Genomic DNA, 20,551 nt, shown 5'->3' on the forward strand with positions numbered 1-20,551 from the left:
CTACTCGAGGATCACCATGACGACGACGCACCCCGCAGACGGCCACGACATCATCCGCGTGCAGGGTGCGCGCGAGAACAACCTGAAAGAAGTGAGCGTCGACATCCCCAAGCGTCGTCTCACGGTGTTCACCGGGGTCTCCGGATCGGGCAAGAGCTCGCTGGTCTTCGACACGATCGCCGCCGAATCGCGGCGCATGATCGACGAGACCTACAGCGCGTTCGTCCAGGGGTTCATGCCGTCGGTGCCACGCCCGGACGTCGACGTGCTCGAGGGTCTCACGACCTCGATCATCGTCGACCAGGAACGCCTCGGGGCGAATCCACGGTCGACCGTCGGCACGGTCACCGATGCGAACGCGATGCTGCGGATACTCTTCAGCAAGTTGGGCCAGCCTTACATCGGCGGCCCCACGGCGTTCTCCTTCAACATCCCCACGCAGAAGGCCAGCGGCGTGATGACAGGGCCGGGCGGAGAGAAGAAGATCGTCAAGGACGCGATCTACCTCGGCGGGATGTGCCCCCGATGCGAGGGCAGGGGGTCGGTGTCCGACCTCGATCTCTCCCAGATCGTCGACGAATCGAAGTCCCTCGATGAGGGGGCCATCATGGTCCCCGGGTACACCGCGGACGGCTGGATGGTCAAAGGCTTCTCCGCGTCGGGTTTCTACCCCGCCGACAAGCCGGTCGCGGAGTTCACCGAGAAGCAGCGTCAGCTCTTTCTCTACGGTGAGGTCACCAAGGTCAAGATCTCGGGCATCAACATGACCTACGAGGGGCTCATCCCCAAGATCACCAAGTCGATGCTGTCAAAGGATCTCGACGCCCTGCAGCCCCACATCCGGGCATTCGTCGAGCGCGTCGCGACCTTCGCAACCTGCCCCGAGTGCGACGGTACGCGTCTCACCGAGGGCGCTCGATCATCGAAGATCGAAGGCGTCAGCATCGCCGATGCATGCCGCATGCAGGTCACCGATCTCGCTGAATGGGTGCGCGGTCTGGAGCTTCCGGGCGCCGCTCCGCTGCTCGAGGCGCTCAGCGCCAACCTCGACGCGTTCGTCACGCTCGGCCTGGGGTACCTGAGCCTCGACCGTCCCTCCGGGACGCTGTCCGGGGGAGAGGCACAGCGGATCAAGATGCTGCGTCACCTCGGCTCGTCGCTCACCGACGTCACCTACGTGTTCGATGAGCCGACCATCGGCCTCCATCCCCACGACATCCAGCGGATGAACACGCTCCTGCTGCGTCTGCGAGACAAGGGAAACACCGTGCTGGTCGTGGAGCACAAGCCCGAGACCATCGTGATCGGCGACCACGTGGTCGACCTCGGTCCCGGCGCCGGGAGTGCAGGAGGCGAGATCTGCTTCGAGGGGACGGTCGAAGGACTGAAGGCCAGCGGCACGCGCACCGGCGATCACCTCGACGATCGCGCAGTGCTCAAGGGATCGGTGCGCGGCAGCACCGGTGCGATCGAGATCCGTGGCGCGACCGCGAACAACCTGCAGAACGTCGACGTCGACATCCCCACCGGAATCCTCACCGTGGTCACCGGGGTGGCCGGCTCAGGCAAGAGCTCGCTGATCCACGGATCGGTGTCGAAGCTCGAGGGGGTCGTCGCGATCGACCAGGGGGCGATCAAGGGGTCCCGGCGCAGCAATCCGGCCACGTACACCGGCATGCTCGAACCCATTCGCAAGGCGTTCGCGAAGGCCAATGGGGTCAAGCCCGCGTTGTTCAGTGCGAACTCCGAGGGAGCCTGCCCGACATGCAAGGGTGCGGGAGTCATCATCACCGAGCTCGGTTTCATGGACACGATCGAGACTCCCTGCGAGGACTGCGGCGGCAAGCGATTCCAAGCTGCCGTCCTCGAGTACAAGCTCGCTGGTAAAGACATCACCGAGGTGCTCGACCTGCCCGTCGCGGAGGCGAGGGTGTTCTTCTCCGAGGGCGAAGCGAAGCTCCCGGCCGCAGCCGCGATCCTCGGACGCCTCGAAGATGTCGGCCTGGGCTATCTCTCTCTCGGGCAGCCGTTGTCGACTCTGTCAGGCGGCGAGCGTCAGCGCATCAAGCTGGCGATCCAGATGGGGGAGAAGGGCGACACCTACGTCCTCGACGAACCGACCACGGGGCTCCATCTGGCTGACGTGCAGAACATCCTCGGTCTCCTCGATCGACTCGTCGAATCAGGCAAGACCGTGATCGTGATCGAGCATCACCAGGCCGTCATGGCCCACGCCGACTGGATCATCGACATCGGGCCCGGTGCAGGTCATGACGGCGGTCGCGTCGTCTTCGAGGGCAGCCCTGCAGATCTCGTCGCAGCGAGGTCGACGGTCACGGGGGAGCACCTGGCGGAGTACGTCGGCGCGTAGGGGAGAGGCCGGGTCAGGCCACGTCGGGCCGGGTCATCAGCGGCGATGTCAGGTGCACCGTCAGATCCGTGCCAGTGAGCGGACTGGTCACCCAGACGAGTTCTGCAGTTCCACCCCGAACTGTCAACCGCACCCGATGCGGTGTGCTCACGATGCGCATCTCACACACGAACGCCTCGTCCTGCCATGCCCCGCATGCGACGACCGGGCGCCCCAGAGGACTGCTCTCGGACCAGCAACCGTAGCCTGCGTGCACGGCGAACGAGTCCGCGAACTGGATCACCCACCCGCCCGGCCGCGCGTCGATCACGAGCGGAGTACCGTCCGGCAACGCGGATCCTTCGAGCGCGCCGTCGACGGTGGCGGTCACAGGCATCGAGGCTCGCCGCTCGTCACCGTCGACCGTGGGCATGGCCAGCTGTCGAAGCCGCCGAGCCAAGATGGCATCCGCATCAGGGCCGCCGGGTATATCGACGCCGGGGAGCAGACAATCCCAGATCGCGTCGAGCACCTCCTGGGCGTGTTCGACCTCGGTGTGCGCGGCTGTCAACACGACGACCAGATCGAAGTCGGGAACCACGACGCATTGCTGGCCGAAGGCGCCGTTGCCGTGGAAGCCGTGTCTGGACATCCAGATCTGATATCCGTAACCGGCGTGAAAGTCCTTGCCGGGCGCACCCGGCGAGTAGTGCCGACTGTCGATGTGCTTGCGAGTCGCACGGTCCATCCACTCCCGAGACAGCAACTGTCGTCCTCGCCAGGCGCCGCCGCGCAGCATCAACTCACCGAAGGCTGCCACGGCCTCCGTGGTGAGATGCAGGCCGTGAAAGCCGAACTCGGCGCCGCTGCCGACTCGATCCCACTCGACATCGGTGATACCCATCGGCTCGAAGAGCCGCTGGGCCAAGAGCGTGGACAGCGACCTACCGCCGACCTGCTCGACCATTCTGGCCAGTACGAAGGTGGTCGCGTTGTCGTAGGTGTGCTGGATCCCGGGTTGGGCCTCGATCGACATCCGCAGATAGCCTCGCACCAGATCCTGCGGCTCGAGTTCCCACGCACCCGCCAGCGTGTCCTCGGCGTGTCCGGCGGTCATCGTCAGCAGGTGGTGAACCGTGAGCAGACGTGCGCGGGGCGGCATGTCTGGGGGGACGTGAGCCGGGAGGATGTCGATGACCCGATCGTCGAGTTTCAGCAGCCCGTCGTCAATCATCATCCCCACGGCCATCGCCGTGAAGGATTTCGTCAGCGAGTAGAGCAGGTGCGGCCGAGTGGCCGAATATGGCGCCCACCATCCCTCCGCGACGACCCGGCCTCGGCGCGTGATCATGAGCGAATGGCACTCGATGTCGAGATGCTGCAGTCGATCGAGTAGTGCGCCGATCGCCGGAGATGAGATGGCAACGGACGAAGGGGTCGCACGTGGCAGAATCACGACGTCATCGTACGGGTACCTCGCCGATATGGCAGGTCTCCGAAGGTCAGTCCTTGTGGGCGACGATCGTGTAAGTGCACGGCACGAGGTTGCGCTCGGCCTCGGGCCAAGCGTACCCGCGGGGGACGTCGACCATTCGAGGGCTGAATCGCCAGGGGAGGGTGCGGCCCTCGTCGAAGTGGACGAGACGGAGCCCTGCGCGAAGCAAGGAGCCGAGGATCTCGGAGAGGGGGTGCGGCCACTCGTACGTGCGCGGGTGAGTGACCTTGCCGTCTCCGGCATAGGTGGACTCGTCGTCCCATTGCTGTGCGCGGCCGTCGCCGAAGTACGGGTAGCGCGTCGTGAGCCCGGGTGCATCCTCGTCGAGTGCGAGCAGCGCCGGATGGCCGTCGCGGATGAAGAACGTGCCGCCCGGGCGCAGCAATGCGACGATCTGCGCAGCCCACCGATCGAGATCCTCGAGCCAGCAGATCGTCCCGATGCTCGTGTACACGACGTCGAAGTCGCCAGACACTGCGTCGCGCGCATCGAGCACGTCGGTGTGGACCCAGGTGGCTGAGACGCCCGTGCGGTTCGCGAGCGCTTCTGCAGCGCGGAGCGCGGGCTCTGAGAAGTCGACGCCCGTCACGATCGCCCCGGAGCGTGCCAGCGAGATGGTATCCGTGCCGATGTGGCATTGGAGATGGCAGAGATCGAGTCCTGACAGGCTCGCGCTGGGCAGGAAGCGAGTGAGCACCGGCAGGTCGTCGGTCACGACGTCGCTGATGTGACCCGGCTCGTCGAACGCATCCAATCCGTACGCAGCTTGGTGCAACGGCACGCGGTCGTTCCAGTTCTGCAGATTCGCGCTGCGCGCGGCTTCCCAATCGATCTCGACGTTGCTTCCGTTCACGTCTCGAGCCTATCGACAGCCTCGTTCACGCTGATCACGGTAATGCCGATAATGCACATTATGTCAGCTCGAACCGGGAGGGGCCTCTTCTCTCGGGTGGGGATCGCCTTGATGGAAAGCGCCGCGTCGAAGGTCTGCTGCGCAAGTACACCCGTCGGAAGCGCTGCAGCAGAGGGATTCCTCTGTCGGCCGACGCTCGTGAGGGTCATCACCAGGGAGTGCCATGAAGGTCGATGTCACCCTGCGGCCACGGATCTGCGCCGGCGCCTGAGGTGGACGCGAACACGAATATCGGCCCCGCTGAAGATGTCACCGTCTCGCTCGCGTCGCTCATCGACACGTGACGCTCCACCGCATCAACCCGCGACCACCCGGTGCGTTCGTAGAACGACGCCACCTCTTCTCGGCACCCGAGGTAGCCGAAGTCCACGCGATCGTCGTCGCGCATGACCTGTTGGGCGTGAGCCATCACGCGACGGCCGACTCCGTCGGAGCGCCACTCCGGATGGACCAGGACTCCCCCGGTTCCAGCCACCGCGACCTCTCGGTCGCCGACGCGGATGACGCGCCGTTGGAATCCGACATGCGCGACCGCGATCGCGCCATGGAAGATCACCGTGTGGACGTCAGCCGGTGAGTAGCCGTACGGGCGGTCTGGGTTCCACGCTCCGTGCTCTGCTTGGTACTCGCGGTCGAAGAGATCTCGCAGTGCGGCCGACTGAGAATCGGACAGAGCGTCGTGCTCGACGATGACGACGTGTTCGGTCATTCAGAATCCTCCGCGAGTCGGATCGACGATGGTGGCGTCGGACGTAGCGCCCTCACCGTCAGGATGTTCCGCCCGTGCTCGCTCGCGGGGCGATCACGAGCTGAGTCCACGAAGCCGAGCTTCTCGAGCACGCGGCGCGAGGCGACATTCCATTCCCAGACGCTCGCCCAGGCTCGCTCATGGCCTGCTGAAACCGCCCAGGCGAGAACGGCTGTGGCGGCCTCCGTCGCGTACCTGCGATTGTGGGCGCTGCGCAGAAGTTCGAACGCGATCTCCGGCTCGCCCTCTGCTCCGTTGTCCTTGAAGATGAGTCCGCAGTAGCCGTACACGTCGCCGGTCGCAGCGTCCTCTACAGACAGCAGGTCGGAGCGCTGCCTTCCCTCGTTCGCGATCCGGGCCGCTATGTCGGAGACCGTCGGGCGCCCGTCGGCATCGAGCTTCCGACGAGCGGGCACGCGCTCGTCACGCTCGGTCCACAGCCGGTGGAATACGTCCGCGTCCGCGATCGCCTGAGGTCGGAGGACTAATCGCTCGGTTCGCAGAGTCTCCCCGCCCAGAGCGCCCCGCGAGCGGAGAGCGGTGTTCACTCCCCTGCCGCCGATCCGGTCTCGACGAGTTCGGCCAGCGCCGACGTCACCGAACCCCAGCCTTCGAAGAAGCCGAGGTCTTCGTGCAGATTCCGCGCGGCGGGATCACCGTGGCGCACGATCACACGATACGCCGTACCGTCGGCGTGTTCGTCGAGGATGATCTCCGCCGTCATCGAGACCGGCTCGGGCTTCGCCGGCCGCCAGGAGCTGTCGATGGCGTTGGTGAAGACCAGTCGTCTCTCGCGCTCCACGACGAGGAAGATCCCATCGGTATGCGGCAGGTACTCCCCTGCTGTCTCGCGCATGCTTGTGACGAAGGCGCCACCGGGTTGCACGTCGAGCCGATCGACCCGTGCCTGCATGGGCGCGGGTACCCACCACCGGGCGAGAAGCTCAGGGTCGGTCCACGCGCGCCACAGCGACGACGGCGACGCACGGATCGTCCTCTGCAGAGTCAGGTCGAGTCGCGGGTCGAGTGCGGTGCTGGTCATCGGGTCTCCTCCGGATCGGTCACGAGGGCTTCGAGGCGGTCCGTCCGGTCATCCCAGACATGCCGTTGCTCCTCGATCCAGTCCTCCACGACTGCGAGACGGTCGCGGTCGAGTATGCAGGTGCGCACGCGACCGCTCTTGAAGGTGCGGATGAGCCCGCTGTCCTCCAGCGTGCGAATGTGCTTCATGAACGACGGGAGCGTGATCGCGAAGGGGTGGGCGAGCTCCCCCACGCTTGCGGGACCGCGGCCGAGCGCGCGGATGACCTCGCGCCGTGTGGGGTCGGCGAGAGCCAGAAACACCTCGTTCGCGCCGTCATGGTTAGCCATGAGGATAAGTATTGTGCACGCAGATGGTTAGCGCAAGAGCATAGTATCTGCGGGTCTTACCATGCAGATGAGTCCCTCCCGATCGTCCCAGGAAGCGACCCTCTCGAAACCGCGAGATTCGTAGAGGCCGATCGCCGGAGCCCGCCACTCCCAGACGGACAGACGGACGCGCCCGGATGTCCGTGCCAGCGCAGCATCCAGCAACGCAGATCCGAGTCCACGTCCGCGGAGGTCCGGATCTGCCCAGAGGCGCTTGATCTCGCCCTCTCCCCCATCGACCCGGACGACCACTACTCCGACGGGCCGCTGTTCGATCGAGGCGAGAAGGGTCGTGCAATCCGCGTAGGCTGCGCGTGGATCCGCTACCTCCCGCTCATATCTCTGAGGCAGCACTGTCGTCGGCGCAACCGACTCTCCCTGGCCATGCGTGATCTTCTCCATCTCCGTCTGCAGGAGATAGGTGCGAACGAGCTCACTCACCGCGGTCGTATCGGCGTCGTCCCACAGCGACTCACGAACACGGATCGACGGGCGGCGCTCGTCGTGCGAAGGGTGAGAATGAGGTTGGGACGTCACATCCTCATTCTGCCTTCACTGTGCGGCCCAGACTCCCAGCTCGTTGCCGCTGGGGTCGACGAAATGCAATCGCCGACCACCAGGGAAGTCGTACGGCCCCTGGGTCACCGCGCCACCCGCTTCCGTGATCGCAGCCTGAGTCGCATCGAGGTCGTCCGAGTAGAGCAGCACGAGGGGACCGCCGGCCGGTCGTGCCTGGTCGGATGCCAGTAGGCCGCCCACCTCCGACCCGTCGCCCGTCGGTGAGGCGATGCCGGCGTACGCGGGGCCGTAGTCGACGAAGACCCACCCGAATGCATCTCGATAGAAGCGCTTCGCGGTGTCGAGATCATTGACGACGAGCTCGACGTAGTTGATGGAGTGGTGCACAGGTGCAGGAGTCATGCGGCCACGGTAGCGAGAGCGTCGGACATTCGACAGCCCATGCTCCGAGAGTCCGCGCGTCGGGATACCGCCGGACCAGGAGTACCGTGGGAGGAGTGCAACAGGTTCCCCGCTCTCCCGTGACCACCCCGGGTTGGAGGGCCTGGCTCATCTGGGGCGTAGGTGTCGCGGCGTACGTCCTCGCGATCACGAACCGAACCTCCCTCGGTGCCGTCGGTGTGGAGGCAGCCGACCGGTTCCAGGCGGACGCCTCGACCCTCGCCCTGTTCGCCGTCGTTCAGCTCGCCGTCTACGGCGGCATGCAGATCCCCATCGGCATCCTGCTCGATCGTTTCGGCTCCCGCCCGATCATGACGATCGGCATGCTGCTGATGGCCGCAGGCCAGCTCGCCATGGCCCTCTCCCCCGGTATCGGGATCGCCATCTTCGCTCGCGTCCTGCTCGGCGCCGGCGACGCGGCGATCTTCCCCGCGGTGCTCCGGCTGGTGGCGACCTGGTTCCCCGCACAGCGGGGACCGATCATGGTGCAGTTCACCGGCATCATCGGTCAGGCGGGCCAGCTGGTCGCTCTCGTTCCTCTGGCAGCTCTTCTGCACGCGACCACGTGGACGATCACCTTCGGCAGCATCGCCGGGCTCGGCGTCCTGTTCACGATCCTCGTCGCGCTCGTGATCCGCAATCACCCGGTCGAGCGTGGTGCAGACGTGACGGTCAACACCGACACGGGCGTGATCCGCGTGGTCACCTCGGCGATCGACACCGGCGTCGGGATCCGAGCGGCGTGGGCTCACCCCGGCACCCGACTCGCCTTCTGGTCTCATTTCACGACTCCGTTCGCCGGCACAGCCTTCATCCTGCTCTGGGGAATGCCGTTCCTCACCGCGGCTCAGGGCCTCGACACCGCGCACGCGGCGGGGATCATCTCCGTGTACGTGGTCGCCGGAATGGCGCTCGGTCCCATCATCGGCGACCTGTCGCGACGTCTGCCGAATCAGCGCTCGCTCGCACTCGTCCTGCCTGCGGTCGGGGTGCAGTTCGTCGCCTGGCTGGTCGTTCTCGCTCTGCCCGAGCCGGCGCCACTCTGGCTGCTCTACGTGCTCGCCGTCGCTCTCGCGACTGGGGGCCCGGCGAGCATGATCGCCTTCGACCACGCGCGCACCCACAATCCGTCGCACCGCCTGAGCACGGCGACCGGAGTGACGAACGCGGGCGGGTTCATCGCGGCTCTGATCGCGATCTTCCTCATCGGCCTCGCGCTCGACCTTCAAGGGGCAGGGACCCCGGAGACCTATTCGCTGGAGGCGTTCCGGGTCGCGTTCCTCATGCCCATCCCGCTCTGGATCCTCGGCGTCACCTTCATCCTGATCGAGCGCAAGCGCACGCGCATCAGGATGGGCTTGGATCCCGAGAGGCGGCGCTGACGGCTTCTAGGATGATGCTCATGCCCACGACCTTCACCTTCTCGAACGACCGCGCCCTGATCGATCGCGCGCTGGTGCATCGCTGGCTGAGTGAGGAGTCGTACTGGGCGAAGGGCCGTAGTCGCACGGCCCAGGATGCCGCGATCGACGCATCGCGCAACTACTCGATCCGCGACCAGGACGACCGGCAGGTGGGGTATGCCCGCGTCGTCACCGATGGAGTGACCTTCGCACGGCTCTGCGACGTGTTCGTCGACACGAGCGCACGCGGGCACGGAATCGGGCGGATGCTGGTCGAAGGCGTGCTGGACGACCTTCGCGACTCCTCGACGGTCAAGCGCATCATGCTCGCCACCAGCACCGCCAGCGGCCTGTACGCGCAGTACGGCTTCGCTCCGTCGGCCGACCCGAAGCACTACATGGTGAAGCTGATCGATCGCGGGTGACGTCAGCGCCCGGGTCGCCTCAGCGGCGTCCAACCGAACGGTACGGCGCCGTCGACGAACGCCCGCTCGCGATCTGCTCGCACCGACCACCCCTGTGCATCGTCCGAGGTGTCGAAGGCCCCTCGGGCGACGCGCATGCCGACGTCCTCGTGATGCATCCGGGGTCCTCCCCCTCGGCGCACGGATGCCCGCACACTCCAGGAATCGTCCGCGAATCCGCCACCACGGAACACCCGGTAGTCGCCGTAGCGCGCCGGATCCAGAAGATCCCAGCACCACTCCCACACGTTGCCGAGGGTGTCGAAGAGTCCGTTGAGGTTCGGCAGCTTGCCACCGACCTCCTGCGGCGAGGAGATCGCATCGGCACTCGTCCAGGCGGCGTCAGCAAGAGGGGCGTAGTGAGGACCCACCGAGCCCGCCCTGCAGGCGTACTCCCATTCGGCCTCGGTGGGCAGCCGATACCCGTCCCCTGTCGCATCCCAGCTGACCTCCTCGCCGTCGAACCGATATACCGGATCAAGGCCTTCCCATTCGGAGGCGGCATTGCAGAAGTGGACGGCGCGCAACCAGCTGATATCGACAGCGGGTCGCCGAGGATGCCGAGACGCGATGGGCAGGATCTCCGCGAGCTGCTCCTCGGTGATCGGGAACACCCCGATCTCGAAGTCCTCGACGGCGACCGTGCGCTCGACTTTGCGGCGCGCATCGTGAAGGGTGACGGAGCCGCCGGAGATGTGGCGCATCTCGATGTCGGTCACGCGTGCGGAACCCTCTCGACCCAGTCGGGGTACTTCGCCGCACGGCCGTCACCGGAGGAGGTGCGTGTGACTCGCCGCCTGACCCAGGGGCCGACGTACTCGCGGTAGTAGGCGAGTCCTGCCGGGCCGCCCGCAGTGAGAGAGGTCGGAGACCACCACGTCGACGGCGGCTCGAACCCCAAGCCCTGCAGCACCCGCGCGGCGACGCGGTGGTGACCGGCGGCGCTCATGTGCAGGCGATCGGCCGACCAGTACTTCGCGTCCGCGAGCTCTCGATCGGGCCAGTTCAGCGCCCGCACGACGTCGTCGCGACCCTCGACCCTGCGCAGCACGGCGTCGGAGAGCAGGTCGCCGCGACGTTGCACGAGCGCCCCCATCGGAAGCTGCCCGCTCGGGTTCGCCCCGGAGAGCAGAATCAGGGTGACGCCCTCTTCGTCGCACCGGCGCAGAACCCGACTGAACGCGTCCGCGATGTGCTCGAGGTCGGTCCTCGGTCGGAGCATGTCATTGCCGCCGCCGTTGAACGAAAGATGAGTCGGCCGCAGTGCGAGCGCGGGCTCCAGCTGCTGCTCGACGATCGGCCAGGCCAGCTTGCCGCGGATCGCGAGGTTCGCGTAGCTGATGGAGTGACCGGCGGCATCCGCCCAGCCCTGAGCCACGAGATCCGCCCACCCTCGTTCGCGACCGTCCGGCAGAACGTCACCCACTCCCTCGGTGAAGGAGTCTCCGATGGCCACATAGCGAACGTCAGTCACCTCGACAGCCTATTCCCGCGCACGGACACGGCGGGCATCAGCGGTCGTCGAGTGCCATCCCGCCGCGATCGACCAGGCCCCAGGCCGCCGCCGCGGCGACGATGAAGCATGCTCCGAACACCGCGAACAGCACAGGTGCTCCCCCGGCGACGAGCACGACCGGCACGGCCAGCGGGGCGACGATCGACGCGATGCGGCCGACCCCCGCGGCCCAGCCCGCCCCGGTTCCTCGCAAGGATGTCGGGTAGATCTCCGGGGTGACGGCGTACAGCGCACCCCAGGCGCCGAGATTGAAGAACGAGAGTGCCATGCCGGAGGCGATGATGGTCGCCTCGGTCGTCGAAGTCCCGAAGAACACCGCCGACACGGCCGATCCGACGAGGAAGACTGAGAGCGTCGTGCGCCTGCCCCACACCTCGATGAGCCATGCGGCGACCGCATAGCCCGGAAGCTGGGCGAGAGTGATGATGAGAGTGAACCCGAAGGAGCGTACGAGATCGAAGCCCGCGTCGACCAGGATGCTGGGGATCCAGATGAAGGCGCCGTAATACGCGAAGTTCACGCAGAGCCAGACGATCCACAAGCACAGGGTGCGCACCCGGAACTCCGCGTTCCACAGCGTGGTCAAGCGCGCGCGTGCGGTGACGGCGATCGCTCGCGAGACCGGCTCTCGCCTGATCGCCGGCCCTGGTTCGACACCCGCGTCCGCTTCGAAGGTCGCGACGATCCGGTCGGCCTCGGCGATGCGCCCGCGTGAGGCGAGCCATCGCGGAGACTCGGGCAGCCCCCACCGCACGATGAGGGCATAGACGGCGGGGATCGCGCCGAGGGCGAAAGCCCATCGCCAGCCCTCGTCGGACGCGGGGATCACGAAGAAGCCGATCAGCGCGGCGGCCGTCCAGCCCAGTGCCCAGAACGCCTCGAGGATGACGATGAGCCGGCCTCGGATACGGGCCGGCGCGAACTCGCTCACATAGGTGGAAGCCACGGGAAGCTCGGCGCCGAGCCCCAGCCCGACGAGGAACCGCAACACGAGGAGAGCAGCGAGCCCACTCACGAGGGCGCTCGCTCCCGTTGCGACGCCATAGATCAGGAGGGTCAAGGCGAAGACCTGGCGCCGCCCGAGCCGGTCGGCGAGGAGGCCGCCGAGGGTCGCGCCGATCGCCATTCCGATGAAGCCGACGGACGCGATCCATCCCGCATCCGTCTTCGTCAGGCCCCACTGCTGGGTGAGCGCCGCGAGGATGAAGGAGATGAGTCCGACGTCCATCGCGTCCAGCGCCCAGCCGACACCTGAGCCGGTGAGAAGACGGAGGTGGCGGCGCGTGAACGGGAGCTCATCGAGACGCCCGGCGATCGACGCCCGGCTCGGCAGCGCGGTGTTGGCCATTCCTTCATCGTAGAGGGCCGCACCGCGCTGCCGAGCTGCGCGTCAGTCGCGGTCGGCGAGCAGGCGGCGCACCCGAGGGATGACCTCGGAGCCGTAGAGTTCGACGCTGCGCATCATCGCATCGTGTGACAGCGTTCCGGTCGCGTACTTCATGTCGAATCGACCGAGCCCGAGTGTCGTGACGGTGTCGGCGATCTTCGCCGCGACGCGATCGGGTGAGCCGACGTAGAGCGCTCCGGCCGGGCCCACGTCGTTCTGGAAACGTGCCCGGCTGTACGGAGGCCATCCACGCTCGCGGCCGATGGTGTTGTTCATCGCCTCGAACCCGGAGTAGGCGGCCTCCCATGCCTCTTCGTCTGTGTCGGCGATGTGGCCCGGCGAGTGCACGGCGATCGGGTGCGAGGTCGTGCCGAAGGAGGCCACCGAACGGTGGTACAGGTCGACGAACTGACGGAAGCGACCGGCGGGGCCTCCGATGATCGCGAGCATCAAGCCCAATCCATGACGTGCGACCCGCACGACGGACTCCGGGCTGCCGCCCACCCCCACCCAGGTGCGCAGGCCGTTCTCCGTCTTCGGGAAGACGTTCGCATTCTCGAGCGACGCGCGCATCGTTCCGGACCACGTCACAGGCTGCTCGGTGAGGAGTTCGACGAAGAGTTCGAGCTTCTGCTCGAAGAGGGCGTCGTAGTCGCGGAGGTCGTAGCCGAAGAGCGGGAACGATTCGATGAACGAACCGCGGCCGAGCACGACCTCTGCTCGTCCGTTCGAGAGAGCATCGAGAGTGGCGAAGCGTTCGAAGACGCGCACGGGGTCGTCCGAGGACAGCACGGTGACGGCGGTGCCGAGGCGGATGTCCTTGGTGCGACCTGCGATGGTGGCGAGCACCATCTCCGGCGCCGACACCGCGAACTCCGTGCGGTGGTGCTCCCCCACGCCGAAGAAGTCGACCCCGACGCTGTCGGCTCGCTCCGCCTGCTCGACGATGTTGCGGATCGTCTGCGCGCCGGTGAGGAGCTCGCCGTCGTCGCCTCTCGTGATGTCGCCGAAGGTGTCCAGCCCGAACTCGATGCTCATGTCAGCCCTTTCTATTCAGCTGAATGAACAGCGGACCCGACCGTCGCATTCCCTCAGCGCGTCAGAAGGGCGGTTCGGAGCGTGTCGAGTCCGACACCTCCCATGTCGAGAGCGCGCTTGTGGAACTCCTTGACGTCGAAGTCCGCGCCCCGTTCAGCCTGATAGGCGTCACGCACCTGCTCCCAGATGCGCTGGCCCACCTTGTAGGACGGCGCCTGGCCCGGCCAGCCGAGATAGCGGTTGACCTCGAACTGGACGAACTGATCCGACATGTTCACGTTCTTGCGCATGAAGTCCAACGCGTAATCCGCGTCCCAGATGCCTTCGCCGTCGAGGCGCGGCTTTCCGAGGTGCACACCGATGTCGAGCACGACGCGGGCCGCACGCATCCTCTGGCCGTCGAGCATGCCGAGGCGGTCGGCCGGGTCGTCGAGATAGCCGAGCTGCTGCATCAGGCGCTCGGCGTAGAGCGCCCATCCCTCGGCGTGACCGGAGGTGCCGGCGAGCAGACGACGCCAGGAGTTGAGCTCGGCACGGTTGTAGACCGCCTGTGCGATCTGCAGATGGTGCCCCGGTACGCCCTCGTGGTACACCGTAGTCAGTTCGCGCCACGTGTCGAACTCGGTGACGCCCTCGGGAACCGACCACCACATCCGGCCCGGCCGCGAGAAGTCATCGGTCGGACCGGTGTAGTAGATGCCGCCCTCCTGGGTCGGCGCGATCATGCACTCGAGGGTGCGGATCGCCTCAGGGATGTCGAAGTGCGTCGCGCCGAGTTCCGCGACCGCACGGTCGCTCGTCTCCTGCATCCAGCGCTGCAGCGCCTCGGTGCCGACGAGCTTGCGAGCCGGGTCGGCCTCGAGATGGGCGACGGCCTCTTCGACCGACGACCCGGGAAGGATCTCGTTCGCGATCGCGGTCTGTTCGGCGACCATGCGGGCGAGCTCTTCGCGGCCCCATTCGTAGGTCTCGTCAAGGTCGATGGTCGCACCGAGGAAGCGACGGGAGTTCAGCGCATAGAGCTCTCGACCCACGGCATCGGTCTCGGTCGCCGCCGGTGCCAGCTCCTCCGCGAGGAAGCTGCGCAGCTCGTCGTATGCGACTCGCGCCGCAGCGGAGTTGTCGGCGAGGGTGCGGGCGAGGGATGCGGGGAGGTTGCCCTCCTGGGGAGACGCCTCGGCGACGAACGCGGCGAAGAATCCGTCATCAGCGGTGTACCGGTCGATCTGCGTCGCGACCTCGACCACCTGACGCCGAGCGGGGGTGACTCCGGCGGCGATGCCTGCGCGCAGGGTCTCGGTGTAGCCCCGGAGGGCGCCCGGCACCGCAGCGAGACGGGTCGCGATGACGCTCCAGTCGTCGCTGGTGGCCGTCGGCATCAGATCGAATGACGAACGCACATCCTGGGGCACGGAAGCGATGACGTTCAGGTCGCGGAGGTGCCAGTCGGCGTCATGGAGCTCGAGGTCGAGGCTGAGCTCAGCGGAGAGATCGGTCTTCGTGACAGCGTCGATCGCATCGACCGGCTCGAGTGCCTCCAGCTTCGCGAGCGTCGAACGGGTCGCTGACGCGATCTGCTCGTGCCCTTCGGGGCTCAGGTCGCCGAAACGGTCATTGACCTCGTCTCGGCCGATGTAGGTGCCGAGCGTCGGGGCGAGCACCGCGATGGTGTCGACCCACTCATCGGCGACTCTGTCGATGGCAGACGGTGTGCGAGGGGATGAGGTCATCCCTCCAGCGTAGCCCTGCACCTCAGGCGCAAGATATCGGCATGCCCGTCACAGGGCTCCAGGCCCTGCCCCTGCCGTCGCGCCCACCCTTGCGCGGTGGCGCTCAGTGAGCTGCTTCGTTCCAGTCCTGTCCGCGCCCGACCTGGACGTCGAGCGGCACGGTGAGATCCGCTGCGTCGCCCATCCGCGCTCGAACGATCCGCTCGGCCGCGTCCCACTCCCCCGGAGCCACTTCGACGACGAGCTCGTCATGGATCTGCAGCAGTGCGCGCGAGGCGAGGCCCTCTGACCTCAGATCCTCGTGGATGTGCAGGAGCGCGATCTTCATGATGTCGGCCGCGCTTCCTTGGATGGGCGCGTTGAGCGCCGCGCGCTCCGCGTTCTCGCGCAGCACACGGTTCGGGCTCGAAAGATCGGGGAACGGTCGGCGCCGTCCGAAGATCGTCTCTGTATACCCGACCTCCTTGGCCTTCATGACGGATGCCCTGAGGTAATCGCGCACCGCCCCGAACCGCGCGAAGTACTCGATCATCAGCTGCTTCGCCTCCGACTGCTCGATGCGGAGCTGCTTCGAGAGCCCGAAGGCCGAGAGACCGTAGACGAGCCCGTACGACATCGCCTTCACCTTGGTGCGCATCGCAGAGGTCACATCGCTCGGCTCGACTCCGAAGACGCGCGCGCCGACGAACCGGTGCAGATCCTCACCGCTGTTGAACGCTTCGATGAGACCTTCGTCGCCCGAGAGGTGGGCCATGATCCGCATCTCGATCTGGGAGTAGTCGGCGGTGAGCAGCGACTCGAAGCCCTCTCCCACCTGGAAGGCGCTGCGGATGCGACGGGATTCCTCGGTGCGCACCGGGATGTTCTGGAGGTTCGGGTCGGTGCTCGACAGACGTCCGGTCTGGCTGCCGGTCTGCACGTACGTCGTGTGCACGCGCTGATCGGCCTGGATGGCGGTGTCGAGGGACTCGATGATCTGGCGCAGCTTCGTCGCCTCGCGGTGCTGCAGCAGCAGACCGAGGAACGGGTGCGGGTGGGACTCCTGCAGGTCAGCGAGCACCGCGGCATCCGTGGAGTAGCCGGTCTTGGTCTTGCGGGTCTTGGGGAGCTGCAGGTCGTCGAACAGCACCTCCTGCAGCTGCTTCGGAGATCCGAGATTGAACTCGCGCCCGACGATGCCGAACGCCTCCTGTGCGAGGCCCTCGGCGCGGGTCGCCAGCTCTCCGGAGAACGTCGAGAGCACGTCGTGCGAGACGGCGACTCCGGCGACCTCCATGTCGGCCAGCGTGAGCAGCGTCGGAAGTTCGATGTCGGTCAGCACGGTCGCGACCGACTCGGGGATGTCCTCGCGCAGTGCGGTGGCGACGCGAAGCGCGAACCATGCCTCCTGCGAGGGCGTGGCGCCTTCGGTCTCGGGAACGAGCTGCGATGGGTCTGCCTCGGGGAGCTTCTCACCGAGATAGCGCTCGACCAGGTCGGAGAGGGTCTTGTCGGGGAAGCTCGGACGCAGCAGCCACCCGGCGAGGCTCGTGTCGTACGCGAGTCCCTGGAGGCGGATGCCGAGGCGCAGCAGCGCCTTCACCTGTGGCTTGGCGTCGTGCAGCACCTTGGGACTCGCGGACTCGAGCCATGGGCGAAGCACGCCGGCTGCCTCATCGTTCCAGTCGAGTTCACGGAGCTCCTTCTCCGTCGCGGCCCCCACACGGGTGGGCGCGCCGTTCTGCACCAGGATCCGCAGCGCGACGTCGTCCGTCTGGGCCTCGGCCCAGCTGATGAAATCCGCCGCGGTGACCTGGGTCGGCTCCGGCAGCACCACAGACGTCGCCGGGTCATCGGCCACCTCGCCCGCACCGACCGCCTCGAACACGCGAGGCAGCAGAGTGCGGAACTCGAGACGGGCGAAGATGTCGCGCACGGCCTGGGCATCGATCGGCGTGACGGCGAGATCGTCCGGTGCGACGGGAAGTTCGACGTCACGCAGCAGTCGGTTGAGTCGCCGGTTGCGGCGAACGTCTTCGATGTGGTCGCGCAGATTGCCGCCCACGACGCCTTTGATCTCGCCTGAGCGCTCGAGCAGATCGTCGAGCGAGCCGAACTGGGTCAGCCACTTGACGGCGGTCTTCTCGCCCACCTTCGGCACACCGGGAAGGTTGTCACTCGTCTCGCCTACGAGGGCGGCGATGTCGGGGTACTGCTCTGGCCTGACTCCATAGCGCTCCTGCACCGTCACCGGGTCGTACCGCTTGAGCTGCGAGACGCCCTGCACCGATGGGTACAGCAGCGTCACGTCGTCGGTGACCAGCTGGATGGTGTCACGGTCGCCAGAGACCACGAGGACGTCGTAGCCCTGCTCCGCACCCTGCGCCGCAAGCGTGGCGAGGATGTCGTCGGCCTCCACGCCCTCTTTCGTGAGCACCGGGATCGACATCGCTGCGAGGCAGTCCTGCAGCAGCGGGATCTGCCCACGGAACTCCTGGGGCGACTCCGACCGGGTCGCCTTGTATTCGGGATAGACATCCGTGCGGAACGAATGGCGAGACGTGTCGAACGCGATCGCCATGTGCGTCGGCTGCTCGGCCTTGATGAGGTTGACCAGCATCGACAGGAAGCCGTAGATGGCGTTCGTGTGCTGATTGTCTTTGGTCGTGAAATTCTCGACCGGGAGGGCGAAGAAGGCACGATAGGCGAGCGAATGGCCGTCGACGACCATGAGGGTAGGCTTTGCGGAGTCCGTCACCCTGTCAGCCTAACGAGGACGACAGACACCCGCTGAGGAGGAACCATGAGCGACACCGCGACCAGTGCAGGACTCGACTGGGCGACAGCCCGCGGCATGGGCGCGCTCGCTCAGAAGATGGGCATGGAGTTCCTCGAGTTCACCACCGAGCGCTGCGTCGCCACGCTGCCCGTCGAGGGCAACACTCAGCCCGTCGGTCTGATGCACGGCGGCGCGTATGTCGTGCTCGGCGAGTCGCTGGGATCCATGGCCGCGAACCTGCACGCGGGTCCGGGGCGACTTGCCGTGGGGGTCGACATCAATGCGACCCACACGCGATCGGCGACTTCCGGCGTGGTGACCGGCGTGTGCACGCCGGTCCACCTCGGCCGCAGCATCACGGTCCACGAGATCGTCGTCTCGGACGATCAGGGTCGCAGGTGCTCGACGATCCGGATCACGAACATGATCAAGGACGTTCCCGAAGCGCGCTGAGCGGCTCGTCCAGCAGCAGCTGGAACAGCAGGTGGTCCTGCCACTCCCCCGCGATGCGCAGATACTGAGGCGCGATGCCGATGCGCTCGAAGCCGTTGTCCGCGAGCACCAGCTGTGAACCGGAGTTGTGCAGCAATGTCGCCGCCTGAAGGCGGTGCAGTCGTACCTCGTCCCGTGCATATGCGGCGACGCGGCTAACCCCGCGGGAGGCGAGACCACGACGGAGCCGAGTCTTGTCGACCCAGTAGCCCAGGTCCGCGTTCCAGAACGCACCGCGGACGATGTTGTTCAGGTTGATCCGTCCGCGGATCTCACCGTCGGACGACTGGATCACGAAGCGGATGTTCCGACCGGCGGAGGCTTCGATGACGCACTGCTCCGCGTGGAACTCCTGCCACTCCGGAGTGAAGAACTCCGACTCCCTCAGCGGCTCCCACGGTGCGAGATGCTCGCGATTCGCTGAATACGCTCGTGCGAGCGCGGCACCGTCGCCGATCCGCACCGGACGAAGCACATGGTCCGCGTCGAGCGGCTCCACAGACTACTTCTTCGGTGCGAGCTGCTCGATGATCGCCTTGGCGACATCCTGCATCGTGAGGCGGCGGTCCATCGATGCCTTCTGGATCCAGCGGAACGCCTCGGGCTCGGACAGCCCCATCTTCTCGTTCAGCAGCCCCTTGGCCCGGTCGACGAGCTTGCGGGTCTCGAAGCGCTCGACCATGTCGGCGACCTCGGCCTCGAGCGTGATGATCTGCTCGTGGCGGGCGAGGGCGATCTCGATGGCGGGCAGCAGGTCGTTCGGGGTGAAGGGCTTGACCACGTAGGCCAGCGCTCCGGCCTCGCTCGCTCGCTCGACGAGCTCCTTCTGGCTGAACGCCGTGAGGAGGACCACGGGGGCGATGTTGCCCTTGTGCAGCTTCTCGGCTGCGCTGATGCCATCGAGCTGCGGCATCTTGACATCCATGATGACGAGGTCCGGGCGCAGCTCGGTCGCGAGAGCCACAGCGGTCTCACCGTCACCTGCCTCACCGACGACATCGAAGCCGTTGTCGCGGAGGATCTCGACGATGTCGAGACGGATCAGCGACTCGTCCTCGGCGACGACGACGCGTCGGGGTGCGGATGACGTGGGCTGTTCTGCTGCCTGTTCTTGCTCGGTCACAGACCCATCCTAGTGGAGACCACCTCCGAGGTCCCCCGATGGCGCGGCGGGTGAAGGTGAAGGCGGATCGTCTGCGCTAAAGTCGAAGGCGCGACACACGAGCCGGCGTGGCGGAATGGCAGACGCGGAGCACTCAAAATGCTTTGTCCGAAAGGGCGTGTGGGTTCGAGTCCCACCGCCGGCACATCAGTTCAGATGCTGTTCCATACCCGACCGTCGATCAGCAGATACCGGTCGAGGGCGGGGCGTATCGCCGCGAGGATCATCCGCTCCGCGGCCGCAGGGTGATCGGCGGTGACGACGTCCCCCGGGACCATGGCCCTCAGGATCGCGTCGAGGTTCTCGTCGGTCGCATCGACGCACATTCCGCCGACCAGAACCGGTTCGTAGAGCTGTCCGTCGTACACCCGGTGTCCGTCGGGTCCGAGGATGGTGTCGCCGGAGCGCGTCTGTGCGAGGTACGCGGGAACGCACGCGATGGCGTCGTAGGTGCGGAAGCGGCGCCGGAGTCGGTATCGGACGCCGATGCTCCCCGGCTTCCTGGAGAGCGACGGCGCGTCGTCGGACTCCGATTGATCGCCGATGCCGCGGCACGGAGGTGCGGATGGCGCTCCGACCAGCGGGCGGGAGCGCTCGGGTGGCTCGGCCACGGCGGGGTCGATGGTCAGGTCATCCATGGTTGGGGGTGCGGGGCCGCCGAGATGCGGGCGGCCTGCGCCTGCACCAGAGTACAGGGCTGTGGCTGAGAAGCAGCGAGGCCGCAG

The 20,551-nt window shown here is 66.7% G+C and carries 21 protein-coding genes and 1 tRNA gene; 5 read left to right on the forward strand and 17 right to left on the reverse strand.

All coding sequences use genetic code 11. The features are described from left to right. Nucleotides 1-16 precede the first annotated feature (16 nt). Entirely contained in the window at nt 17-2,371 is a 2,355-nt protein-coding gene (locus ACZ0AA_RS04035) for an ATP-binding cassette domain-containing protein (protein ID WP_463512198.1), read from the forward strand. 13 nt (nt 2,372-2,384) lie between these two features. Here ACZ0AA_RS04035 and ACZ0AA_RS04040 read toward each other — a convergent pair whose 3' ends face one another. From ACZ0AA_RS04040 to ACZ0AA_RS04075, 8 genes are all read right to left on the reverse strand, one after another. Next, entirely contained in the window at nt 2,385-3,806 is a 1,422-nt protein-coding gene (locus ACZ0AA_RS04040) for a serine hydrolase domain-containing protein (protein ID WP_463512199.1), read from the reverse strand. A gap of 46 nt (nt 3,807-3,852) precedes the next feature. Beyond that, nucleotides 3,853-4,698 (reverse strand): class I SAM-dependent methyltransferase, encoded by an 846-nt coding sequence (locus ACZ0AA_RS04045; protein ID WP_463512200.1) that lies wholly within the window; start codon nt 4,696-4,698, stop codon nt 3,853-3,855. A gap of 208 nt (nt 4,699-4,906) precedes the next feature. Further along, a complete protein-coding gene (locus tag ACZ0AA_RS04050) occupies nt 4,907-5,467 on the reverse strand; it encodes a GNAT family N-acetyltransferase (protein WP_463512201.1) in 561 nt (186 codons plus the stop codon). Beyond that, complete coding sequence (locus ACZ0AA_RS04055; protein ID WP_463512202.1) at nt 5,464-6,054, reverse strand: GNAT family N-acetyltransferase; 591 nt, start codon at nt 6,052-6,054, stop codon at nt 5,464-5,466. Before ACZ0AA_RS04055 ends, ACZ0AA_RS04050 begins: the two co-directional genes overlap by 4 nt. Beyond that, on the reverse strand, nt 6,051-6,548 hold the full coding sequence (locus tag ACZ0AA_RS04060) for an SRPBCC domain-containing protein (protein WP_463512203.1): 498 nt from the start codon (nt 6,546-6,548) through the stop codon (nt 6,051-6,053). Before ACZ0AA_RS04060 ends, ACZ0AA_RS04055 begins: the two co-directional genes overlap by 4 nt. Then, nucleotides 6,545-6,877, reverse strand: coding sequence for an ArsR/SmtB family transcription factor (locus tag ACZ0AA_RS04065; RefSeq protein WP_463512204.1), 333 nt, complete (start codon nt 6,875-6,877; stop codon nt 6,545-6,547). Before ACZ0AA_RS04065 ends, ACZ0AA_RS04060 begins: the two co-directional genes overlap by 4 nt. A 27-nt stretch (nt 6,878-6,904) precedes the next feature. After that, nucleotides 6,905-7,318, reverse strand: coding sequence for a GNAT family N-acetyltransferase (locus tag ACZ0AA_RS04070; protein ID WP_463513818.1), 414 nt, complete (start codon nt 7,316-7,318; stop codon nt 6,905-6,907). 150 nt (nt 7,319-7,468) lie between these two features. Beyond that, nucleotides 7,469-7,837 (reverse strand): VOC family protein, encoded by a 369-nt coding sequence (locus tag ACZ0AA_RS04075; protein WP_463512205.1) that lies wholly within the window; start codon nt 7,835-7,837, stop codon nt 7,469-7,471. Nucleotides 7,838-7,932: 95 nt separating this feature from the next. Between ACZ0AA_RS04075 and ACZ0AA_RS04080 the strand changes: the two genes are divergently transcribed. Together ACZ0AA_RS04080 and ACZ0AA_RS04085 are read left to right on the forward strand one after the other, a co-directional pair. Beyond that, nucleotides 7,933-9,258, forward strand: coding sequence for an MFS transporter (locus ACZ0AA_RS04080; RefSeq protein WP_463512206.1), 1,326 nt, complete (start codon nt 7,933-7,935; stop codon nt 9,256-9,258). 20 nt (nt 9,259-9,278) lie between these two features. After that, a complete protein-coding gene (locus ACZ0AA_RS04085) occupies nt 9,279-9,704 on the forward strand; it encodes a GNAT family N-acetyltransferase (RefSeq protein ID WP_463512207.1) in 426 nt (141 codons plus the stop codon). Nucleotides 9,705-9,706: 2 nt separating this feature from the next. Here the strand turns inward: ACZ0AA_RS04085 and ACZ0AA_RS04090 are convergent, their stop codons facing one another. From ACZ0AA_RS04090 to polA, 6 genes are all read right to left on the reverse strand, one after another. Further along, a complete protein-coding gene (locus tag ACZ0AA_RS04090) occupies nt 9,707-10,447 on the reverse strand; it encodes a formylglycine-generating enzyme family protein (RefSeq protein WP_463513819.1) in 741 nt (246 codons plus the stop codon). Nucleotides 10,448-10,458: 11 nt separating this feature from the next. Next, on the reverse strand, nt 10,459-11,217 hold the full coding sequence (locus ACZ0AA_RS04095) for an SGNH/GDSL hydrolase family protein (protein WP_463512208.1): 759 nt from the start codon (nt 11,215-11,217) through the stop codon (nt 10,459-10,461). 37 nt (nt 11,218-11,254) lie between these two features. Then, nucleotides 11,255-12,607 (reverse strand): MFS transporter, encoded by a 1,353-nt coding sequence (locus ACZ0AA_RS04100; protein ID WP_463512209.1) that lies wholly within the window; start codon nt 12,605-12,607, stop codon nt 11,255-11,257. A 42-nt stretch (nt 12,608-12,649) separates the two neighbouring features. Then, nucleotides 12,650-13,684: an LLM class flavin-dependent oxidoreductase gene (locus ACZ0AA_RS04105; RefSeq protein ID WP_463512210.1), complete on the reverse strand. Its 1,035-nt coding sequence runs from the start codon at nt 13,682-13,684 to the stop codon at nt 12,650-12,652. Nucleotides 13,685-13,737: 53 nt separating this feature from the next. Beyond that, on the reverse strand, nt 13,738-15,414 hold the full coding sequence (locus ACZ0AA_RS04110) for a DUF885 domain-containing protein (protein WP_463512211.1): 1,677 nt from the start codon (nt 15,412-15,414) through the stop codon (nt 13,738-13,740). Nucleotides 15,415-15,517: 103 nt separating this feature from the next. Further along, nucleotides 15,518-18,151 (reverse strand): DNA polymerase I, encoded by a 2,634-nt coding sequence (gene polA, locus ACZ0AA_RS04115; protein ID WP_400860337.1) that lies wholly within the window; start codon nt 18,149-18,151, stop codon nt 15,518-15,520. Between the two features lie 45 nt (nt 18,152-18,196). On the opposite strand from polA, the gene ACZ0AA_RS04120 reads away from it, so the two are divergent. Further along, on the forward strand, nt 18,197-18,625 hold the full coding sequence (locus tag ACZ0AA_RS04120) for a hotdog fold thioesterase (protein WP_056376870.1): 429 nt from the start codon (nt 18,197-18,199) through the stop codon (nt 18,623-18,625). Here the strand turns inward: ACZ0AA_RS04120 and ACZ0AA_RS04125 are convergent. Both ACZ0AA_RS04125 and ACZ0AA_RS04130 read right to left on the reverse strand, forming a co-directional pair. Next, nucleotides 18,600-19,163 carry a GNAT family N-acetyltransferase gene (locus tag ACZ0AA_RS04125; protein ID WP_400860334.1) on the reverse strand — a complete coding sequence of 188 codons (564 nt, stop codon included), beginning with the start codon at nt 19,161-19,163 and terminating at the stop codon, nt 18,600-18,602. The genes ACZ0AA_RS04120 and ACZ0AA_RS04125 overlap by 26 nt on opposite strands. A gap of 3 nt (nt 19,164-19,166) precedes the next feature. Next, on the reverse strand, nt 19,167-19,787 hold the full coding sequence (locus ACZ0AA_RS04130; RefSeq protein WP_042536652.1) for an ANTAR domain-containing response regulator: 621 nt from the start codon (nt 19,785-19,787) through the stop codon (nt 19,167-19,169). 101 nt (nt 19,788-19,888) lie between these two features. On the opposite strand from ACZ0AA_RS04130, the gene ACZ0AA_RS04135 reads away from it, so the two are divergent. Then, nucleotides 19,889-19,971: transfer RNA gene (locus ACZ0AA_RS04135), tRNA-Leu, on the forward strand. Between the two features lie 7 nt (nt 19,972-19,978). On the opposite strand, the gene ACZ0AA_RS04140 is transcribed toward ACZ0AA_RS04135, so the two are convergent. Beyond that, entirely contained in the window at nt 19,979-20,464 is a 486-nt protein-coding gene (locus ACZ0AA_RS04140; RefSeq protein WP_463512212.1) for a hypothetical protein, read from the reverse strand. Nucleotides 20,465-20,551 lie beyond the last annotated feature (87 nt).

The sequence above is a fragment of the Microbacterium sp. AC035 genome (genome assembly GCF_979258485.1).

What these genes read in the sequence shown, in the direction of transcription:
- ACZ0AA_RS04070 (WP_463513818.1), bottom strand. Translation starts at nt 7,318, where the DNA reads ATGGAGAAGATCACGCATGGCCAGGGAGAGTCGGTTGCGCCGACGACA.
- ACZ0AA_RS04065 (WP_463512204.1), bottom strand. Translation starts at nt 6,877, where the DNA reads ATGGCTAACCATGACGGCGCGAACGAGGTGTTTCTGGCTCTCGCCGAC.
- ACZ0AA_RS04050 (WP_463512201.1), bottom strand. Translation starts at nt 5,467, where the DNA reads ATGACCGAACACGTCGTCATCGTCGAGCACGACGCTCTGTCCGATTCT.
- ACZ0AA_RS04075 (WP_463512205.1), bottom strand. Translation starts at nt 7,837, where the DNA reads ATGACTCCTGCACCTGTGCACCACTCCATCAACTACGTCGAGCTCGTC.
- ACZ0AA_RS04090 (WP_463513819.1), bottom strand. Translation starts at nt 10,447, where the DNA reads ATGCGCCACATCTCCGGCGGCTCCGTCACCCTTCACGATGCGCGCCGC.
- ACZ0AA_RS04060 (WP_463512203.1), bottom strand. Translation starts at nt 6,548, where the DNA reads ATGACCAGCACCGCACTCGACCCGCGACTCGACCTGACTCTGCAGAGG.
- ACZ0AA_RS04120 (WP_056376870.1), top strand. Translation starts at nt 18,197, where the DNA reads ATGAGCGACACCGCGACCAGTGCAGGACTCGACTGGGCGACAGCCCGC.
- ACZ0AA_RS04140 (WP_463512212.1), bottom strand. Translation starts at nt 20,464, where the DNA reads ATGGATGACCTGACCATCGACCCCGCCGTGGCCGAGCCACCCGAGCGC.
- ACZ0AA_RS04105 (WP_463512210.1), bottom strand. Translation starts at nt 13,684, where the DNA reads ATGAGCATCGAGTTCGGGCTGGACACCTTCGGCGACATCACGAGAGGC.
- ACZ0AA_RS04085 (WP_463512207.1), top strand. Translation starts at nt 9,279, where the DNA reads ATGCCCACGACCTTCACCTTCTCGAACGACCGCGCCCTGATCGATCGC.
- ACZ0AA_RS04035 (WP_463512198.1), top strand. Translation starts at nt 17, where the DNA reads ATGACGACGACGCACCCCGCAGACGGCCACGACATCATCCGCGTGCAG.
- ACZ0AA_RS04110 (WP_463512211.1), bottom strand. Translation starts at nt 15,414, where the DNA reads ATGACCTCATCCCCTCGCACACCGTCTGCCATCGACAGAGTCGCCGAT.
- ACZ0AA_RS04100 (WP_463512209.1), bottom strand. Translation starts at nt 12,607, where the DNA reads ATGGCCAACACCGCGCTGCCGAGCCGGGCGTCGATCGCCGGGCGTCTC.